This window comes from Chryseobacterium sp. 3008163 (genome assembly GCF_003669035.1).
Taxonomy (GTDB): Bacteria; Bacteroidota; Bacteroidia; order Flavobacteriales; family Weeksellaceae; genus Chryseobacterium.
In genome coordinates this window covers 1,606,012-1,622,423 of the sequence record NZ_CP033070.1, presented here as the reverse complement: position 1 = coordinate 1,622,423, position 16,412 = coordinate 1,606,012, and the positions used below count along the sequence as shown (strand labels likewise).

At 35.7% G+C, this 16,412-nt stretch carries 12 protein-coding genes; 5 read left to right on the top strand and 7 right to left on the bottom strand.

Going from position 1 to position 16,412, the window contains the following annotated elements:
* Positions 1-8: 8 nt before the first annotated feature.
* Positions 9-866, bottom strand: coding sequence for a YicC family protein (locus EAG08_RS07335; protein WP_129534880.1), 858 nt, complete (start codon positions 864-866; stop codon positions 9-11).
* Positions 867-990: 124 nt separating this feature from the next.
* Between EAG08_RS07335 and miaA the strand changes: the two genes are divergently transcribed.
* Positions 991-1,923: a tRNA (adenosine(37)-N6)-dimethylallyltransferase MiaA gene (gene miaA / locus EAG08_RS07330; protein WP_129534879.1), complete on the top strand. Its 933-nt coding sequence runs from the start codon at positions 991-993 to the stop codon at positions 1,921-1,923.
* Between the two features lie 393 nt (positions 1,924-2,316).
* On the opposite strand, the gene EAG08_RS07325 is transcribed toward miaA, so the two are convergent.
* The 4 genes from EAG08_RS07325 to EAG08_RS07310 form a co-directional block, all read right to left on the bottom strand.
* Positions 2,317-3,729 (bottom strand): efflux transporter outer membrane subunit, encoded by a 1,413-nt coding sequence (locus EAG08_RS07325; RefSeq protein WP_129534878.1) that lies wholly within the window; start codon positions 3,727-3,729, stop codon positions 2,317-2,319.
* Positions 3,730-3,890: 161 nt separating this feature from the next.
* On the bottom strand, positions 3,891-7,073 hold the full coding sequence (locus EAG08_RS07320) for an efflux RND transporter permease subunit (RefSeq protein WP_129534877.1): 3,183 nt from the start codon (positions 7,071-7,073) through the stop codon (positions 3,891-3,893).
* A gap of 67 nt (positions 7,074-7,140) precedes the next feature.
* A complete protein-coding gene (locus EAG08_RS07315; protein WP_129534876.1) occupies positions 7,141-8,301 on the bottom strand; it encodes an efflux RND transporter periplasmic adaptor subunit in 1,161 nt (386 codons plus the stop codon).
* Positions 8,302-8,660: 359 nt separating this feature from the next.
* On the bottom strand, positions 8,661-9,257 hold the full coding sequence (locus tag EAG08_RS07310) for a TetR/AcrR family transcriptional regulator (RefSeq protein WP_129534875.1): 597 nt from the start codon (positions 9,255-9,257) through the stop codon (positions 8,661-8,663).
* A 254-nt stretch (positions 9,258-9,511) separates the two neighbouring features.
* Here EAG08_RS07310 and EAG08_RS07305 point away from each other — a divergent pair, with 254 nt between their 5' ends.
* Entirely contained in the window at positions 9,512-10,066 is a 555-nt protein-coding gene (locus tag EAG08_RS07305) for a thioredoxin family protein (RefSeq protein ID WP_129534874.1), read from the top strand.
* A 137-nt stretch (positions 10,067-10,203) separates the two neighbouring features.
* Here EAG08_RS07305 and EAG08_RS21950 read toward each other — a convergent pair whose 3' ends face one another.
* Positions 10,204-10,407, bottom strand: a complete 204-nt coding sequence (locus EAG08_RS21950; RefSeq protein ID WP_317126326.1) for an AraC family transcriptional regulator — start codon at positions 10,405-10,407, stop codon at positions 10,204-10,206.
* 11 nt (positions 10,408-10,418) lie between these two features.
* On the bottom strand, positions 10,419-11,102 hold the full coding sequence (locus EAG08_RS07300) for an AraC family ligand binding domain-containing protein (RefSeq protein ID WP_228446813.1): 684 nt from the start codon (positions 11,100-11,102) through the stop codon (positions 10,419-10,421).
* Positions 11,103-11,224: 122 nt separating this feature from the next.
* On the opposite strand from EAG08_RS07300, the gene EAG08_RS07295 reads away from it, so the two are divergent.
* Genes EAG08_RS07295 through EAG08_RS07285 form a run of 3 tightly spaced genes read left to right on the top strand, consistent with a single transcriptional unit; the run spans position 11,225 to position 16,400 of the window.
* Entirely contained in the window at positions 11,225-12,454 is a 1,230-nt protein-coding gene (locus tag EAG08_RS07295; RefSeq protein WP_129534873.1) for an MFS transporter, read from the top strand.
* 2 nt (positions 12,455-12,456) lie between these two features.
* Positions 12,457-13,935: a trehalase family glycosidase gene (locus EAG08_RS07290; RefSeq protein ID WP_129534872.1), complete on the top strand. Its 1,479-nt coding sequence runs from the start codon at positions 12,457-12,459 to the stop codon at positions 13,933-13,935.
* A 26-nt stretch (positions 13,936-13,961) separates the two neighbouring features.
* The gene (locus EAG08_RS07285; protein ID WP_129534871.1) at positions 13,962-16,400 is read left to right on the top strand and encodes a TonB-dependent receptor; all 2,439 of its coding nucleotides are present in this window, start codon (positions 13,962-13,964) and stop codon (positions 16,398-16,400) included.
* Positions 16,401-16,412: the final 12 nt, after the last annotated feature.

The window sequence follows — 16,412 nt, the reverse complement described above, 5'->3', positions numbered from 1 at the left end:
GACAACTGTTATAATACGTTTAACGTCTGTTCTTTTATTTTTTCCAAATCATCCTTCATCATCACCACCAATTTCTGAATTTCAGCGTGATTGGCTTTTGATCCTAAAGTATTGATTTCTCTTCCAATTTCCTGTGAAATAAAACCTAGTTTTTTTCCATTGAAATCTTCATTTTCCATCACTTCAGAATAATATTTCAAATGTTGAGAAAGTCTTACTTTTTCTTCCTGAATATCTAATTTTTCAGTAAAATAAGCCATTTCCTGATAGAATCTTGTTTCGTCAACGTTTTCAAACTCTTTTAAAGTTTTCATATAACGTTCTTTCACAGCATCAATTCTCACCTGCTCGTAAGGAACAACTTCTGCCAAAGATTTATCAATATTTTTGATGTTTCTTTCCAGTTCTTCGTGAAGAATTTTCCCTTCAGTTTTTCTGAACTCCTGGAATTTATCAACGGCATTATTTACAATTTTCGCCAAAGATTCCCATTCACCTTCCGTTAATTCGTCTGGTCTTGAAGTGATTGCATCCGGAAGTCTTACCGCCATTTTCAGGTACTCAAAATCGGGTCCATCAGAAGCGATGTTTTTAAGCTCATTCATGTAAGAATCGATCAAACTTCTGTTGATTTTTACATCATTCGTTTCTTCAAGATTCTCAATATTGATATAGCAATCCACCTTTCCGCGGATGATTCTATCGTTTAGAATTTTTCTTACTTCAAATTCTTTTTCTTTATATCGTAAAGGAATTTTGATATTTAAATCAAAGCTCTTGCTGTTCAGTGATTTAATATCGATCGAAATTTTTTTTCCTTCAAATACACCTTCGGCTCTACCGAAGCCGGTCATTGATAAAATCATACTTTTTTATTGTCGTACAAAGATAAACATTTAATTTAGCAAACTGGAAATATCCGTGATATAGAAAGTGAAATTATGACGAAGAAATATGATGTTTTTTCACTTTTAAAATGACTGTAAGCGTATGAAAACATTGATTTCTGTAGTAGGAACTACCGGTATTGGAAAAACAAAACTCGCCATTGATTTAGCCCGCCAATTCAATACAGAAATTATTTCCTGTGATTCCCGACAGTTTTTCAGCGAAATGAAAATAGGAACTGCGGCACCTTCAGAAGATGAACTTTCGCAGGCAAAACATCATTTTATCGGTCAGCTTTCTGTAAAAGATTATTATTCTATCGGTCAGTTTGAGCATGATTCTTTGGAGTTATTAGATCAGCTTTTCGAAAAATACGATATTGTCATTATGGTTGGTGGGAGCATGATGTATGAGAAAGCGGTAATTGAAGGCTTAAATGATTTGCCTGAAGCGAATGAAGAAAATCAAGAAAAACTAGAAACCATCTGGCAAACTGAAGGAATTGAAAAACTTCAGGAAATGCTGAAAGATTTAGATCCTGAATATTACGAAAATGTAGATATTCACAATCAAAGAAGGTTGCTGCGAGCCATTGATGTGATCTGGCAAACCGGAAAAAAATATTCTGAAAATATTGCTCATCCCAAAAATCCAAGAAATTTCCAAACAATAAGAATTGGTATTGAGGCTCCACGGGAAATGATTTATGAAAGAATCAATCTTCGTGTCGATAAAATGATGGAAAACGGCTTGCTTGATGAGGCTAAAAATCTTAATGAATTAAGAAAATCTCAGGAAGGCAGAAATTTGGCCTCGCTGAATACAGTTGGTTATTCTGAACTTTTTAAATATTTTGATAGAGAATGGGATCTTGATTTTGCGGTTTCTGAGATTAAGAAAAACTCGAGAAGATTTGCAAAACGGCAATTGACGTGGTATAGAAAGGAAGAAAATATTCACTACATACAAGTTGGATATTCAGAAAAGGATTTTGATGGATTGATTGAGTATATTAATTCCAAAACTTCAATTTAATTTTTTTTAACGCAAAGATTTATTTTTATTCTGAATATTTTAAGGAGCAAAGAATTGAATCAATAAAATTGATTCTTACGAACTACCTTCATCAGCGACTTTACGTTTAATTTAAACCATTAAGATTTTTATTAAGAGGTTAAGAATATTAAGTTTCGCTTCACTTAAGACTTAAAAATCTATTTGATTTTCTTAATTAAACTTAACTCCTTAAATGTTCTTAATGGTTCAATTGCCATTCTGACGAAGGAAGAATCTCTGCAAATATTTTATAGATTCTTCACTCCACTTCGTTCCATTCAGAATGACAGCGCGCATAATTATTTTTGTAGATAGTTTAAACAAAAAATGCGATCCCGAAAGACCGCACTTCAAACAATATAATTAATTTACTTACTTCCATCCGCCACCTAAAGCTCTGTATAAATCTACAATACTGCTCAATCTCTGTCTCTTTACAGACGCAAGATTCAGTTCAGCCTGCAAAGAATTTCCCTGAGCGGTAATCACTTCTAAATAATTGGCCATGCCGCCTTTGTACAACATTTCGGCGCTTTTGATTCCGTTTTTCAACGTTGTTACCTGTTCGCTTGCTTTCTGTTCCTGAACTTTTAAGCTTTCATTGGAAACCAATGCATCAGAAACTTCACCTACTGCATTTAATACAGACTGACGAAATGCCAAAACATTTTTCTCTCTTTGAATTTTAGCCACATTTAAATCTGTTTTCAACTGTCTTTTCTGGAAAATAGGCTGAGTCAATCCTCCTAAAACAGAACCGAACAATGATGCCGGAATTGAAAACCAATTGTCAATTTTAAATGAATTAACGCCACCTGCTGCGGTAATTTTCAACGCAGGATACATGTTTGCCTGAGCAATTCCCACAATAGAATTTGATTCTAATAAAACCAATTCCTGCTGACGAACATCAGGACGACGGCTCACCATCGCTGCCGGAAGTCCCGCAGAAATGTCCTGTGGTAAAGAAGTGTCAGACATTTCAATGGTTCTGTTGACTTTGTTTGGATTTTCACCCACTAAAATACTTAATGCATTTTCCTGAATCGCAATATTTTGCTCCAGTTGAGTGATCAATAGTTCTGTTGATTGCTTTTGAGCGGTTGCCTGCTGAACTCCCAAAGAAGTCGTATCACCGCTTTGCCACAATTTTTCTGTGAGAGAAAGGGTATTGGTGCTTAAGTCTAAGTTTGATTTTGCAATCTGTAATTGTTTATCAAGCATCAATAAATTATAATATCCTTGCGCAATTGCCGCAACAACCTGTGTCTGAATCGCTTTTGTCGCTTCATATGTCTGCAGATACTGCATTTTTGAAACTTCCTGCTGGTTTTTTATTTTCCCCCAAATGTCTGCTTCCCATGATAAGTTGAATGCCGCATTGTAATCTTCAACATGACTTTGACCTAAAAATAAATTTAAGCTTTGTCCGTTCATGCTGTTTTTTGAAGGCTTTGAAATCTGCGCAGAAACTCCGAAACCAACATCAGGATATTGAAGATATTTTGCCTGTTTCAGTTTTTCCTGTGAAGAGGCGACTTGTTTTAAGGCAATTTGTAAGTCGTAGTTGTTTTTTATTCCTTTTTCGATTAAATTTTGCAAGATCGGATCGCTGAAAAACTGTTTCCATTCTAAGTTAGCAACGCTTGCGGTATCGGCTGTTGCGGTGTATTTAAATGTTTCGGGAAGTTCGGGTTTCGTTTCCTGATATGCCAATTTCGGCACACAAGAAACTGCTCCTAATGCAATCCCAAAAGCGATGATTATATTTTTTACTCTTTTCATAAGTCTATATATTTAAATTGATCACAAAACTTTGAGTGATAAGCAAAGTTGTCTTTAGTAGGAGAAAATATTTTGCCTGGTATAGAAATTCTTAAAAATTAAATTTGAAGAAAAATTTTTGTGCGAATTTCAAATCTCAAAGTTTTGTTAATCATTTTTTATTAATGTGCTGTTGCTAAAAGTTCTTCCTCCAGTTTTTGTCTTTGAAGTCTTTTATTCTTTCTGCTTGGCATTTTTTCATGTAAATACTGGAAAATCACATACATCACCGGAATAATGAAAATCCCGAAGACTACGCCTGTAAACATTCCTCCAACGGTGCTGATTCCGATCGAGTGATTTCCTTTTGCTGCCGCACCTTGAGTCCAAACTAACGGCAACATACCGATGATGAAAGCAAATGAAGTCATCAGGATAGGTCTCAAACGTAATCTTGAAGCCTGAAGTGCTGATTCAATCAATGTTTTTCCTGCTTTTCTTCGTTGAACGGCAAATTCGACAATCAGAATCGCATTTTTCGCTAACAATCCGACGAGCATGATTAATCCAACCTGAACATAAATATTGTTGTCAATTCCAGCCAATCCTGTGAAGGCAAATACTCCGAAAACCCCTGTGGGAATGGTCAGAATAACCGCAAACGGAAGGATATAACTTTCATATTGTGCAGCTAACAGGAAATACACAAATATGATACTTAACAAAAATACAAAAGCAGTCTGTCCACCGGTTTTGATTTCTTCACGGGTAATTCCTGTCCATTCATAACCATATCCACGAGGAAGTGATTTTTGGGCAACTTCTTCTACGGCTTTAATAGCATCTCCGGTACTGTAACCAGGTTTTGGAGTCCCGTTGATTGTCACGGCGTTGAATAAGTTGTTTCTTGAAACCGTTTCAGGTCCGAAAGTTCTCTTTAATGTTACCAAAGTCTTTACAGGAACCATTTCGCCTGTTTTATTTTTAACATAAATTCCTTCCATGGAATTCGCATCGGTTCTGTAAGGAATATCTGCCTGTGCCATCACTCTGTAATATTTCCCGAATCTGTTGAAATCTGAAACGAAGCTACTTCCGTAATAAATCTGCATGGTCTGCATCAATTCGGTTATAGAAACGCCGAGTTGATTGGCTTTATCAGTATCAACATCAATTGTATATTGAGGATTTCCTGCTGCGTACGTTGTAAAGGCAAATGCAATTTCAGGACGCTTCATCAATTCTCCGATAAATGCCTGAGTCGTTGTTCCCAACTGCTCAAAAGAACCGTTCGTTTTATCCTGCAACATAAATTCAAACCCTGAAACGTTACCAAAACCCTGTACGGTAGGGAAGTTGAAGAAGAATGCACTGGCATCTTTTACCTGTGCTACTTTTCCTGTCAAGCCCGCAGCAATCTGATCGGGATCTTTCACTTCACCACGGTCTTCAAAGTCTTTAAGCTTAATAAAACCAGCAGCATAAGGAGAAGCATTGGAATTACTGATGAAGTTCATTCCGTCGGCTACCCAAAGGTGATTTTTGGCTTTTTCACCGTTGATGATTTTATCAATCTGTTCAGTGGCTCTGTGCGTTCTGTCTAATGAACTTCCCGGAGGTGTATTCACTGCATACAAAACAAATCCCTGATCTTCAGTTGGAATAAATCCTGTCGGAGCTTTATTAATTAAGAAAACACTTGCCGCTGTGAGTAACGCTAAACCGGTAACCGCAACCCATTTATTTTTAATTAAAAATTTAAGGCTGTAGATGTATTTTCTGGTCATGTTGTTGAAGCTTTTGTTGAAAGCATTGAAAAACTTCGCTCCAAAACCTTTTTTCTGACCGTGATCGCCATGTTCTCCCTGAGGATCATTTAATAACAAAGCACATAAAGCAGGACTTAAAGTCAACGCATTAACCGCTGAAATCAAAATCGCAATGACCAATGTAAATGCAAACTGTCTGTAGAAAACTCCTGCAGGTCCTTCCATAAAACCAACCGGAATAAACACCGCACACATCACCAATGTAATGGAAATAATCGCTCCCGAAATTTCACTCATTGAGTTTGTAGTCGCCTGCTCGACTGGCATACCAGTCTGTTCCATTTTTGAATGGACGGCTTCAACGACGACAATTGCATCATCCACTACAATTCCAATGGCTAAAACTAAAGCAAACAAAGTCAACATATTGATACTGAAACCAAACATCTGAAGGAAAAAGAATGTACCGATAATTGCTACCGGAACGGCAATCGCAGGAATTAATGTAGATCTGAAATCCTGAAGGAAAATGTACACTACAATAAATACCAAAATAAATGCAATCACTAATGTCTCAACTACCTGATGAATTGACGCATCCAAAAAGTCTTTTGAATTGTACATGATGATGGGCTCAACTCCTTTTGGAAGGGTAGTTTTCATCTGCTCAACCTGCTTTTCAATATCAGTTAAAATTTCGTTTGCATTAGAACCTGCAGTTTGCAAAATTGCAAATCCTGCTACAGGTTTACCGTCCATTCTGTTGGCTGCAGTGTACGTGTAAGAACCGAATTCTACTCTCGCAACATCTTTTAATCTTAAAAACGAACCGTCACTGTTTGATTTGATGGCGATGTTTTCGTAGTCTGCATTTTTGTTTAATTTACCTTTATACTTTAAAATGTACTCGTAAGTTTCCTTGCTTCCCTGTCCCAAACGTCCCGGTGCGGCTTCAAGATTATGATCTTTTACTGCTGCCAAAACTTCCTGTGGAGAAAGATTATTAGCAGCCAATCGATCTGGTTTCAGCCAAAGTCTCATTGAATAATCTCTGGTACCGAAAACCTGCGCCTGAGCAACTCCCGGGATACGCTGTATCTGTGGAATGACGTTGATTTTCAAATAATTCTGTAAGAAAAGTTCGTCATATTGTTTTGGATCATCACTTGACAATCCCATAAACATAATCATACTGTTCTGAACTTTCTGAGTCGAAATTCCCGCCTGTACAACCTCTTGCGGAAGCTGGCTCATCGCTTTTGAAACACGGTTTTGAACGTTTACCGCTGCATTATCCGGATCTGAACCTTGCTTGAAAAATACACTCAAGGTCATTGATCCATCGTTACTTGAATTTGAGGTCATGTAGGTCATATTCTCAACCCCATTTACAGCTTCCTCAATCGGAACCGCAACGGAACGGGCAACAACTTCTGCATTCGCTCCCGGATAAAATGCCGTCACCTGCACACTTGGTGGCGCAATATCGGGAAACAGTGTAATCGGAAGGTTGAAAACCGACATCGCTCCCAACAACAACAATATAATGGAGATAACCGTAGAAAGTACCGGTCTATCTATGAATTTTTTTAACATAAGAAGTTTATTTTTTAATGTTGTTTAAACGCTTTTCTGACTTTTGTATTAAAAGTTTAAACACTTTTTACAATGGTCTTGCTCTTAAAAGACTGTCAGATGAAATCGCTTTCGGCTGAATGGTAACTCCATCTTTCAATGCACCAATTCCTGTGTAGACGATTTTGTCACCAACTGCAACTCCCTCAGAGATAAAGTAGTAGCTTTCTGTTTTTCCTGAGATCGTTACAGGTTTCGAGGTTACTTTTTTATCTTTTCCGACTACATAAACGTAGACTTTATCCTGTATTTCAAAGGTTGATTCCTGAGGAATAACTAGCGTGTTGGCAAATAATTGTGGCATACGAACTCTCCCTGTATTTCCTGTTCTCAATGCTCCGTTTGCATTTGGGAAAACTGCACGAACACTGATTGCTCCTGTGGTTTTATCAAACTGTCCATCAACGATGCTCATTTTACCTTTTTCAGGATATGTGGTGTTGTCGGCGATAACCAAATCTACCATCGGCATGTTTTTCAGTTTTTCGTTTAAGGTCGCTCCCGGATATTTTTTCTGGAAACCAATGAAATCCAATTCGCTTAAAGAGAAGTAAGCATAAATTTCACTGATGTCTGATAACATCGTCAACGGATTGGCATCTGTTCTTGAGATCAGACTTCCTTTTTTGTAAGGAATTCTTCCGATGTAACCGCTTACTGGTGCTGTGATTGTTGTAAATCCTACATTGATTCTGGCTCCGCCAACTGAAGCTTTTGCCTGTGATCCTGCTGCAACAGCTGCTGCATAATTAGCTTTTGCAGTTCTTAATTGTACATCAGAAACTACTTTTGCAGCAACTAACGGCTGAAGTCTGTCAACCTCAACTTTCGCTTTTTGGATGTTGGCATTGGCAACCTGTAAATTAGCGTTTGCCATATTCATTTGCTCTCCGTAAGCTCTTGAATCTATTTTGAATAATGCTTGTCCGGCTCTCACATAAGCACCTTCTTCTACATAAATTCTATCTAAATATCCATCAACCTGTGAACGGATTTCTACATTATTTTTTCCTTCCAATGCGGTTGGGAATTCTTGGTAAATAGTTGCTGGTGAAGTAGTAACGGTAAATACCGGTAATTCTGGAGCGGGTGGAGCAGCATTAGTGCCTTCTGCCGCTTTTGTGCAACTTTGTAAAAAAATGATACTCGATATAAGTACGATTAATTTTGCTTTTGCGGTTGTTTTCATTTTAAGTTTTATTTTTTTAATGAAGTGTTAGATTAAGTAATGTTGTTTTAATTTTAAATTATGTTATCTTTTCTAACGGTGTTAATTAACAGAGCAAAAAAATAACATCATTTGAGTGGCAGATTATTTTGCTATTTCCATAATTACATTTTTAATGTTGATTTTAAATATAAATGAGGTTTTCGGTGTTATTTTTCTTAACGGTGTTAATGATAAGGAAAAAAAATTGCCAGAAATAATGTAAAAAAGTTATGTTTCATATTAATCGGTTTTTTCTTTTTTAATTTATAATAATTGAATAATGTTAATTATTCCGTGTTACTTTTCCTAACGGTGTTAATTTTTAGTTCAAAAAAAATTTACAATGATTTAATAAAAGCCGAAACCGTTTCGTCTAATGTTGTTTTATTCATTGTTGAAGGGATGTCATCATTTCTCATCATCATAATCGAAATCAATCCGTGAACTGCTGAAAACAGAGCATGAGAAGAGTGACAAGCATTGTTCTCATTTGAACCTTTCTTCTTTATAATTTCAAAAGTACAGTCGTAAAGCATATCCTGGAAAGACGAAAATTCTTCTTTCATCAAACCTTTTCCGCTACACTGCATTCCAAGACCGAACATCAATTGATAATATTCTTTATTCTTAAAAGCAAAATTCCAGTAAGCATCTACAATTGCTGTCAATTGATCTTCGGGAGTTTCGTGTTTTTTCTGAGCTTTCAGTAATTCTATCTGCAAACAGTGAAACCCATTGATAGAGATTTCATATAAAATCGCTTCTTTGTTTTCAAAGTGATCGTAAACAACCGGAGCGCTATACTCAATTGCATCAGCTATTTTACGGATAGAAAGCGAAGCCCAACCGTCAGCTTTAGCCAAAGTGAATGCAGCCTGCAAAATATTTGCACGGATAGATTCTTTTTCTCTTTGACGACGTTCATGTAAACCCATGATTTTTATTTTACTAACAGTGTTAGCAAAACTACAAACATTTAACCATACCAACCAAATGATTTTGACATTTAACTTCTAACGAAAGACTTTGAAGAACTTTTATAATTGGCAGATGCTGACAGAATGGGAGTTGGAGTAAGTAATTTTTTAATTATTGTAAAAATTAATAGATTAAATAGCCTAACTCAATTAGATTATTGTTTTAGCAACTACTAAAAGAAATCTTTATCTTTGTAGACAAATAAAAAGATATGAATACTCCCTCAAATATGTTGGCATTAGGCACAAAAGCCCCGTTTTTTGAACTTCCTAATCCTTCAAAAAGCAATGAAATTCAGTCATTAGATGATTTGAAAGGTGAAAAAGGTACATTGGTAATTTTTATGTGCAACCATTGTCCGTTTGTGCTTCATGTTATCGATAAGTTGACAGAATTGTATGAAGATTATAATGAGGCGGGAATTGAATTTATTGCGATCAACTCAAATAATGTTGAAAAGTATCCTGCAGATTCTCCGGAGAAAATGATTGAATTCCAAATTGAGAGAAATTTTGATTTTCCTTATTTATATGACGAAAGTCAAGCGATTGCGAAAGCTTATGATGCAGCTTGTACTCCGGATTTCTTTTTCTTTGATGATAAATTAGATCTTGTTTACAGAGGTCAGATGGATGATTCAAGACCAGGAAATCATAAAGAAGTGACTGGTGAAGATTTGATTATTGCTTTTGAAAACCTTTTGATTGGCGAGCCACAGGAAGAAATTCAACGTCCAAGCATGGGTTGTAATATTAAATGGAAATAATTAAAGTTGATGGTTGCAGGTTGTCAGTTGATGATTTGCAATTCAATAATATATAAGCTGTTCTTTTGAACGGCTTTTTTTCTTTTATATTCTCGAAGATTTGACATAATACAGATTTTTATTTACCAGAGAAACTATTAAAACGAAGCTTTAACCTCAGCTTCAATCTTCAAATCTACATTGACTTTATTGTGCGAGAAATTCTTCATAAACTCTGAAGGTGTTTTTTCTGTATATTTTTTAAACATTCGATTGAAGTAAGTTACATTGTTAAAGCCACAACTGTAGCTGCATTCTGAAATGCTTTTATCCTGCGCCATTAATAAACAAGCTTTGTTAATGCGGTATCGATTTACGAATTCTGTAAACGTGATTTGTGTTGCTTTTTAAAAAAATTACAGAAAGCGGGAAGCGTAAGATTTGCCAATTTTGCTACATCTTCAATATTAATTTCTTTGTCGTAGTTGTGTTCTACAAACGTGAAAATATTTTCCAGTCTTGTTTTGTTTTTTGAAATGATGGTGTAAGGCATAATTTCGTTATTCAAAAGCTCATAATCTTTAGATTTTGAAAGTTCAAAAAGGATTTCAAGCAGCAGTAAATATCTTTTATAACCTTCAGATTCCAGCATCAGCCTTAGTTTTGGAATCATGATTTTTTTTATTTTTCTGTGAAATTTTATGCCATATTTCGAAAGTTCTAATAAATCTTTAATAGATTTTGCTTCAACTTCCTGATCCGGAAACTGCAAAATTTCCTGCTTGAATTGTAAAACAATTTCTTCATGTGGATCAATCGAATTCAAACCAAATCCTGAATGTGGAATATTTGAGCCGATTAATACCAAATCACCACTCGTATAATTGCTTTTATGATAACCAACGTGTCGCGTCCCGCTCCCGGAAATTACACACACGAGCTCAATTTCCGGGTGATAATGATATTCCCATTTGAATTCGGAGATGGGCGAGTTGTTGTGAATCGTGCGAAAAGAGCTCTTTTCATCGGGGATTACTCGTTCAAATGTAACTTTCATTTAATTAATGGTATTTCGTTGTCTAAAATAGGAATTATATTAATATAGTTCAAATATTCATTTACTATGTTAAATTAACGTTAACCGAAATGCTTCTATCTTAGCCACCAAGAAATTAATTAATGAAAAATTTCAACATCAAGGCGGTTCTATTTTTAAACTATTTCGTTTTTGCGATTCTTTTGAATTCGGTAGGAACGGTGATTTTACAAATGCAGCAAAATTTCGGAATTTCAAAATCTTCTGCAAGTGTTTTGGAAGGTTTTAAAGATTTACCGATTGCAATTTGCTCATTTATCTTAGCATCATTTTTACCAAAAATAGGAATTAAAAAATCGATGTTAATTGCATTGTTTCTGGTAAGCTGTATGTGTTTTGTGATGCCGTTTGCTAATGACTTCTGGTTTTTCAAATTATTATTTACCATTGTTGGGATTTCTTTTGCTTTAATTAAGATTTCGGTTTTCACCTCTATCGGATTGGTCACAAATACAGATAAAGAGCACTCAAGCTTTATGGGCTATCTGGAAGGCTTTTTTATGATTGGAGTTTTAGTGGGAAATGTTTTGTTCAGTCTGTTTATTGACGATATTAATCCAAAATCTACGCATTGGCTCAAGGTATATTGGGTTTTAGGTGGACTTTCAACCTTGTCTTTTTTGTTTTTATTCTTCACAAAACTGAATGAAACTGAAGCAAAAAGTGAGAAAACAGACTTGCTGGGAGATTTAAAAAACAGCATTAGTTTATTCAGTTACAAAAAAGTATTGTTCTTTTTACTGTGTGCTTTTCTTTTTGTTTTGGTAGAGCAGAGTTTCCAGACCTGGACTCCGACTTTTTATAAAGAAATTTTAAAAGTTCCGACTTCAATGTCTATTCAGGCGGGAGCTGTTTTGGCGGGAGCTTTTGCGTTGGGAAGATTTTTATCAGGCTTTTTCTCTAAGAAATTCAGCTGGATTTATGTGGTTTCTTTCTGTGTGGTTGGCTTCGCAATAAGTATCCTATTGGTTTTACCACTAACTCATAATATTCATATTACCACCAATACCAATTGGTTAAAAGCTCCGCTTGTGGTATATCTATTTCCATTAATGGGCGGATTGTTGGCACCGATTTATCCGAGTATCAACTCTGTAATTTTAGCATCAATTCCTAAATATTTACACAGTGCAATGGCTGGTTTGATAGTAGTTTTTTCTGCAATCGGAGGAACAGTAGGTTCTATCATAACTGGTTTTGTATTTCAGGAATTCAGCGGGCAGCAGGCGTTTTACCTTTCATTAATACCGCTTTCGTTATTGATTGTTTCCGCAATGATCATGAATAAATTAAAAATAAATCCTAAAAAATAAAGATGAATAATCAACTATATATCAACGAAATTCAGACTCTTTTTGATGAGGTTCAAAGGTCTCAGATTTTTGAAGACCAAAAAACAATGACGGATGCTGTTCCATTATTTTCTATTGTTGAAATTAATTCTAAATATGAAAATGAAAAAAATGAAGAAGGCTTTGATTTAAAACAATTTGTACTATCAAATTTCGATTTTTTAGGAGCTAAAATTTCAATTACTAGAGAAACTCAATTGCCAATTGATGATCATATCGAAAAACTTTGGGATGAATTGACAAGAACAGCTTATGAAGAAAAAGGAACTTTATTGAAACTTCCAAAACCGTATGTCGTTCCAGGAGGTCGTTTTAACGAATTTTTCTATTGGGACAGCTATTTTATCATGTTGGGTCTGCAGGTTTCAGGAAGGGTGGAAATGATGGAAAATATTATTGAAAACTGTTCTTATTTAATTCAAACTGTTGGATTTGTGCCGAATGCGAGCAGAACTCATTTCCTAAGCCGTTCTCAACCGCCCTATTTTTCATTAATGGTTGATTTGCTTTTTGAAACAACAAAAGACGAAAATATTTACATCAAATATCACGACACTTTAGAAAAAGAATATATTTTTTGGATGAATGGCGAAGCAGATTTAGAGAATGGTTCAAGTATAAAAAGAGTAGTAAAAACCAATAATGGAGATATTTTAAACAGATATTACGACGCAGAAAACGAACCACGTCCTGAAAGTTATTTAATTGATATTGAGGACAGTGAAAATGCTGGCGAAGAATTTTACAGAAATATAAGAAGCGCCTGCGAATCAGGGTGGGATTTTTCCAGCAGATGGTTTGCAGACGGAGATACAATTCAGACAATTGAAACTTTAAATCTTGCTCAGGTTGATTTGAATTGTCTTTTATGGCATTTAGAAAACACTTTAGCAAAATCTTCATCACTTCAAAATTTAGCTGAAAAAGAAGCCTATTATTCAGGAAGTGCAGCAAACAGAAAAGAGATGATCGACAAATATTTCTGGGACGAAAATTCAGGAACTTATAAAGATTATCACACGAAAAAAAATGCACAAACATCGTCCGAACATATTGCGGCTCTTTATCCTTTATTTCTTGGTTTAGCGAGCGAAAATCAGGCAAAATCGGTTGCTAAAAATATAGAAGAAAAATTTCTTTATCAAGGCGGATTGGTTACTACGACCAAAAAATCAGGTCAGCAATGGGATTTTCCAAACGCTTGGGCACCTTATCAATGGTTAGGTTTTAAATCAATGAAAAATTACGGTTTTGATGATTTAGCCGAAAAAATTAAAAAGAATTGGTCTTCAAATGTTGAAAGAGTCTATAGAAACACCGGAAAATTGATGGAGAAATACAACGCTTTAGATATAGAAATTGTCGCAGGAGGAGGGGAATATCCTAATCAGGACGGCTTTGGGTGGACGAATGGTGTTTATCTAAAATTAAAAAATAATTAAACAAACTATATAAAAACAATTTGGCTATGAAAAACAAATCAATCTTTTTGCTTGCCGGAATTGCTACGCTTTATTTCAATAATACGTATGCACAAGAAACTCCACAGGATTCTACAAGAACTGCATCTATTGACCAGGTGGTCATCACAGGTAACTCCAGACCGAAACCAAAAATCGAATCGAGTACGGCGATTTCTACGTTCAGTGCAAAGGAAATTCAGAAACAAAACCCGATCAGTGCTGCTGCTTTATTGCAGAGAGTTCCCGGTTTTGCGGTTGAAACTTCAGGTGGTGAAGTAGGAAATAACCTTTTCGCAAGAGGTATTCCTTCTGCCGGAGCTTATGAATTTGTACAGGTTCAGGAAGATGGTCTTCCGGTTTTTGAAGACGGAGCTTTGCAGTTTGCGAATGCAGATAATTTCTTCAGAGTAGATAATTCTGTGAGCAGATTAGAAGCTTTGAGAGGAGGTTCAGGATCTATTTTTGCGACCAATTCTCCGGGAGGTTTAATCAACTTTATTACAAAAGAAGGTGGAAACGATTTCAAAGGAACTGCAAAATTAGAAACAAGTACTTACGGTTTGATGCGTACAGACGTCAATGTTGGCGGAGCTTTGGTTCAGGATAAATTATTCTTTAACGTTGGTGGTTTTTACAGAACGGATGACGGAATCAGAAAAACTGGTTTTAAAGCAAATCAGGGCGGACAGATCAGAATGAATCTGAAATATGTTTTCGATAAAGGTTATGCTAAAGTTTATTATAAAAAACTTGATGACAGAAATACTTTTTACCTTCCGATTCCTTTGGTGCAAAATGGAAATGATTTAAAAGAATTTAACGGATTTGATGCTAATTACGGAACGTACAGCTACAGAAATATCAGTCAGTTAAACATTCCACAAGCGGGTGGAGGGTTTTTCAGCAGAAATTTAGAAGACGGAATTCATCCGAAAGTTGATGTTTTGGGGGCTGAATTTAAATATGATTTAGGTGGAAATTTCTCTGTTTTAAATAAAACAAGGTATACTAATATCGACATGAATTACACCGGAATTTTCCCGGCAGGAGGACCGCAAACAGCAGCAGAGTTTGCTAATTCCAATGGAATTACAGGTAATAATTTCCAGTATTCATCAGTAAGTTCTGGTGCAATTATGAATCCGGCGTATGTTCAGAAATTAGGTTTCTGGGCAATCGACAAGCAGATGAATAATTTTGTGAATGACTTACAGTTCAGTTATAAATTTGATAAAGGAAATGTAACGGCAGGTTTCTACAAATCAAACTGGAAATCTCATCAAAACTGGAACTGGAGCAATATTTTAGCAACGGCTTCAGATAAACCTGAGTTATTAAATTTAGTTGATACTTCTCTTGCGCCAACAAGTACAGGTTATTCTAAAACTTACAATGGAGTTACGGAAATGTCTTTCTTGTTGAGAGATTCTCAGGTTCAGGGAAGTTTGAATGATCTTTATGCAAATTTAGACTTCAATATTACAGATGATTTAAGCTTCAACGGAGGAATTCGTTACAGCCGTGATTTCTACAAAGGGTATGGTGTAAACACAACTTCCGGAAACTTAAATAATTCTGGCCTGACAACAGACGGAACACACAGTTTCTTAACGACAACTGCGGATGATAATATGTCTGTTTTGGGGAATAAATTCACTTATTGGAAATACGATGTCAACAGAGTATCTTTCACTACGGCCTTAAATTATAAAATTAATTCAGAAAATGCAGTCTATGCACGTTTTTCTAATGGTTTCAGATCTCCGAATGAAGAAGCGTATTACAATAATATGATGGATCTTTCAGCAATAAAACCTGTTACGACTAATCAGTTGGAAGTTGGATATAAATATTACTCAAGAACTTTTGATATAGCAGTGATTCCGTTCTATTCAACATTGAAAAACTTATCTTTTACCGATGTTTTCTCTGACGGAACCTCGGAAAATAAATTTGCCAACACGACCAATTTTGGGGTAGAGTTAGAGGGTTATGCGAGATTATTTAATAATTTATTGGAAGTAACTTTCAACGGAACCATTCAAAATCCTAAATACAAAGATTTTACAGGAAATAATGCGGACGGATCTACATTTAATTATGATGACAACACCGTAAGAAGAATGCCTAAGTTTTACTTCAATATCGCTCCGGCTGTGAATATCACAAAACAATGGAGAGCGTATGCAAGTGTGAATTATTACGGAAAACGTTTCCAGGACGAGAAAAATGCACAGACATTGCCGTCATTCTCAGAGGTAGGAGCGGGGACTTCTTATCAGTTGGGGAAAATTAGATTTGCAGTTGACGGAACTAATATCTTCAATACCATCGGAATTACAGAAGGTGACCCAAGAGCAGGATCTCCATCTGGAGACGGAACGATTATGGCAAGACCAATTATGGGTGCAGCTGTAAGAGCTTCGATTACTTTAGATTTCTAAACAATTAGTCGT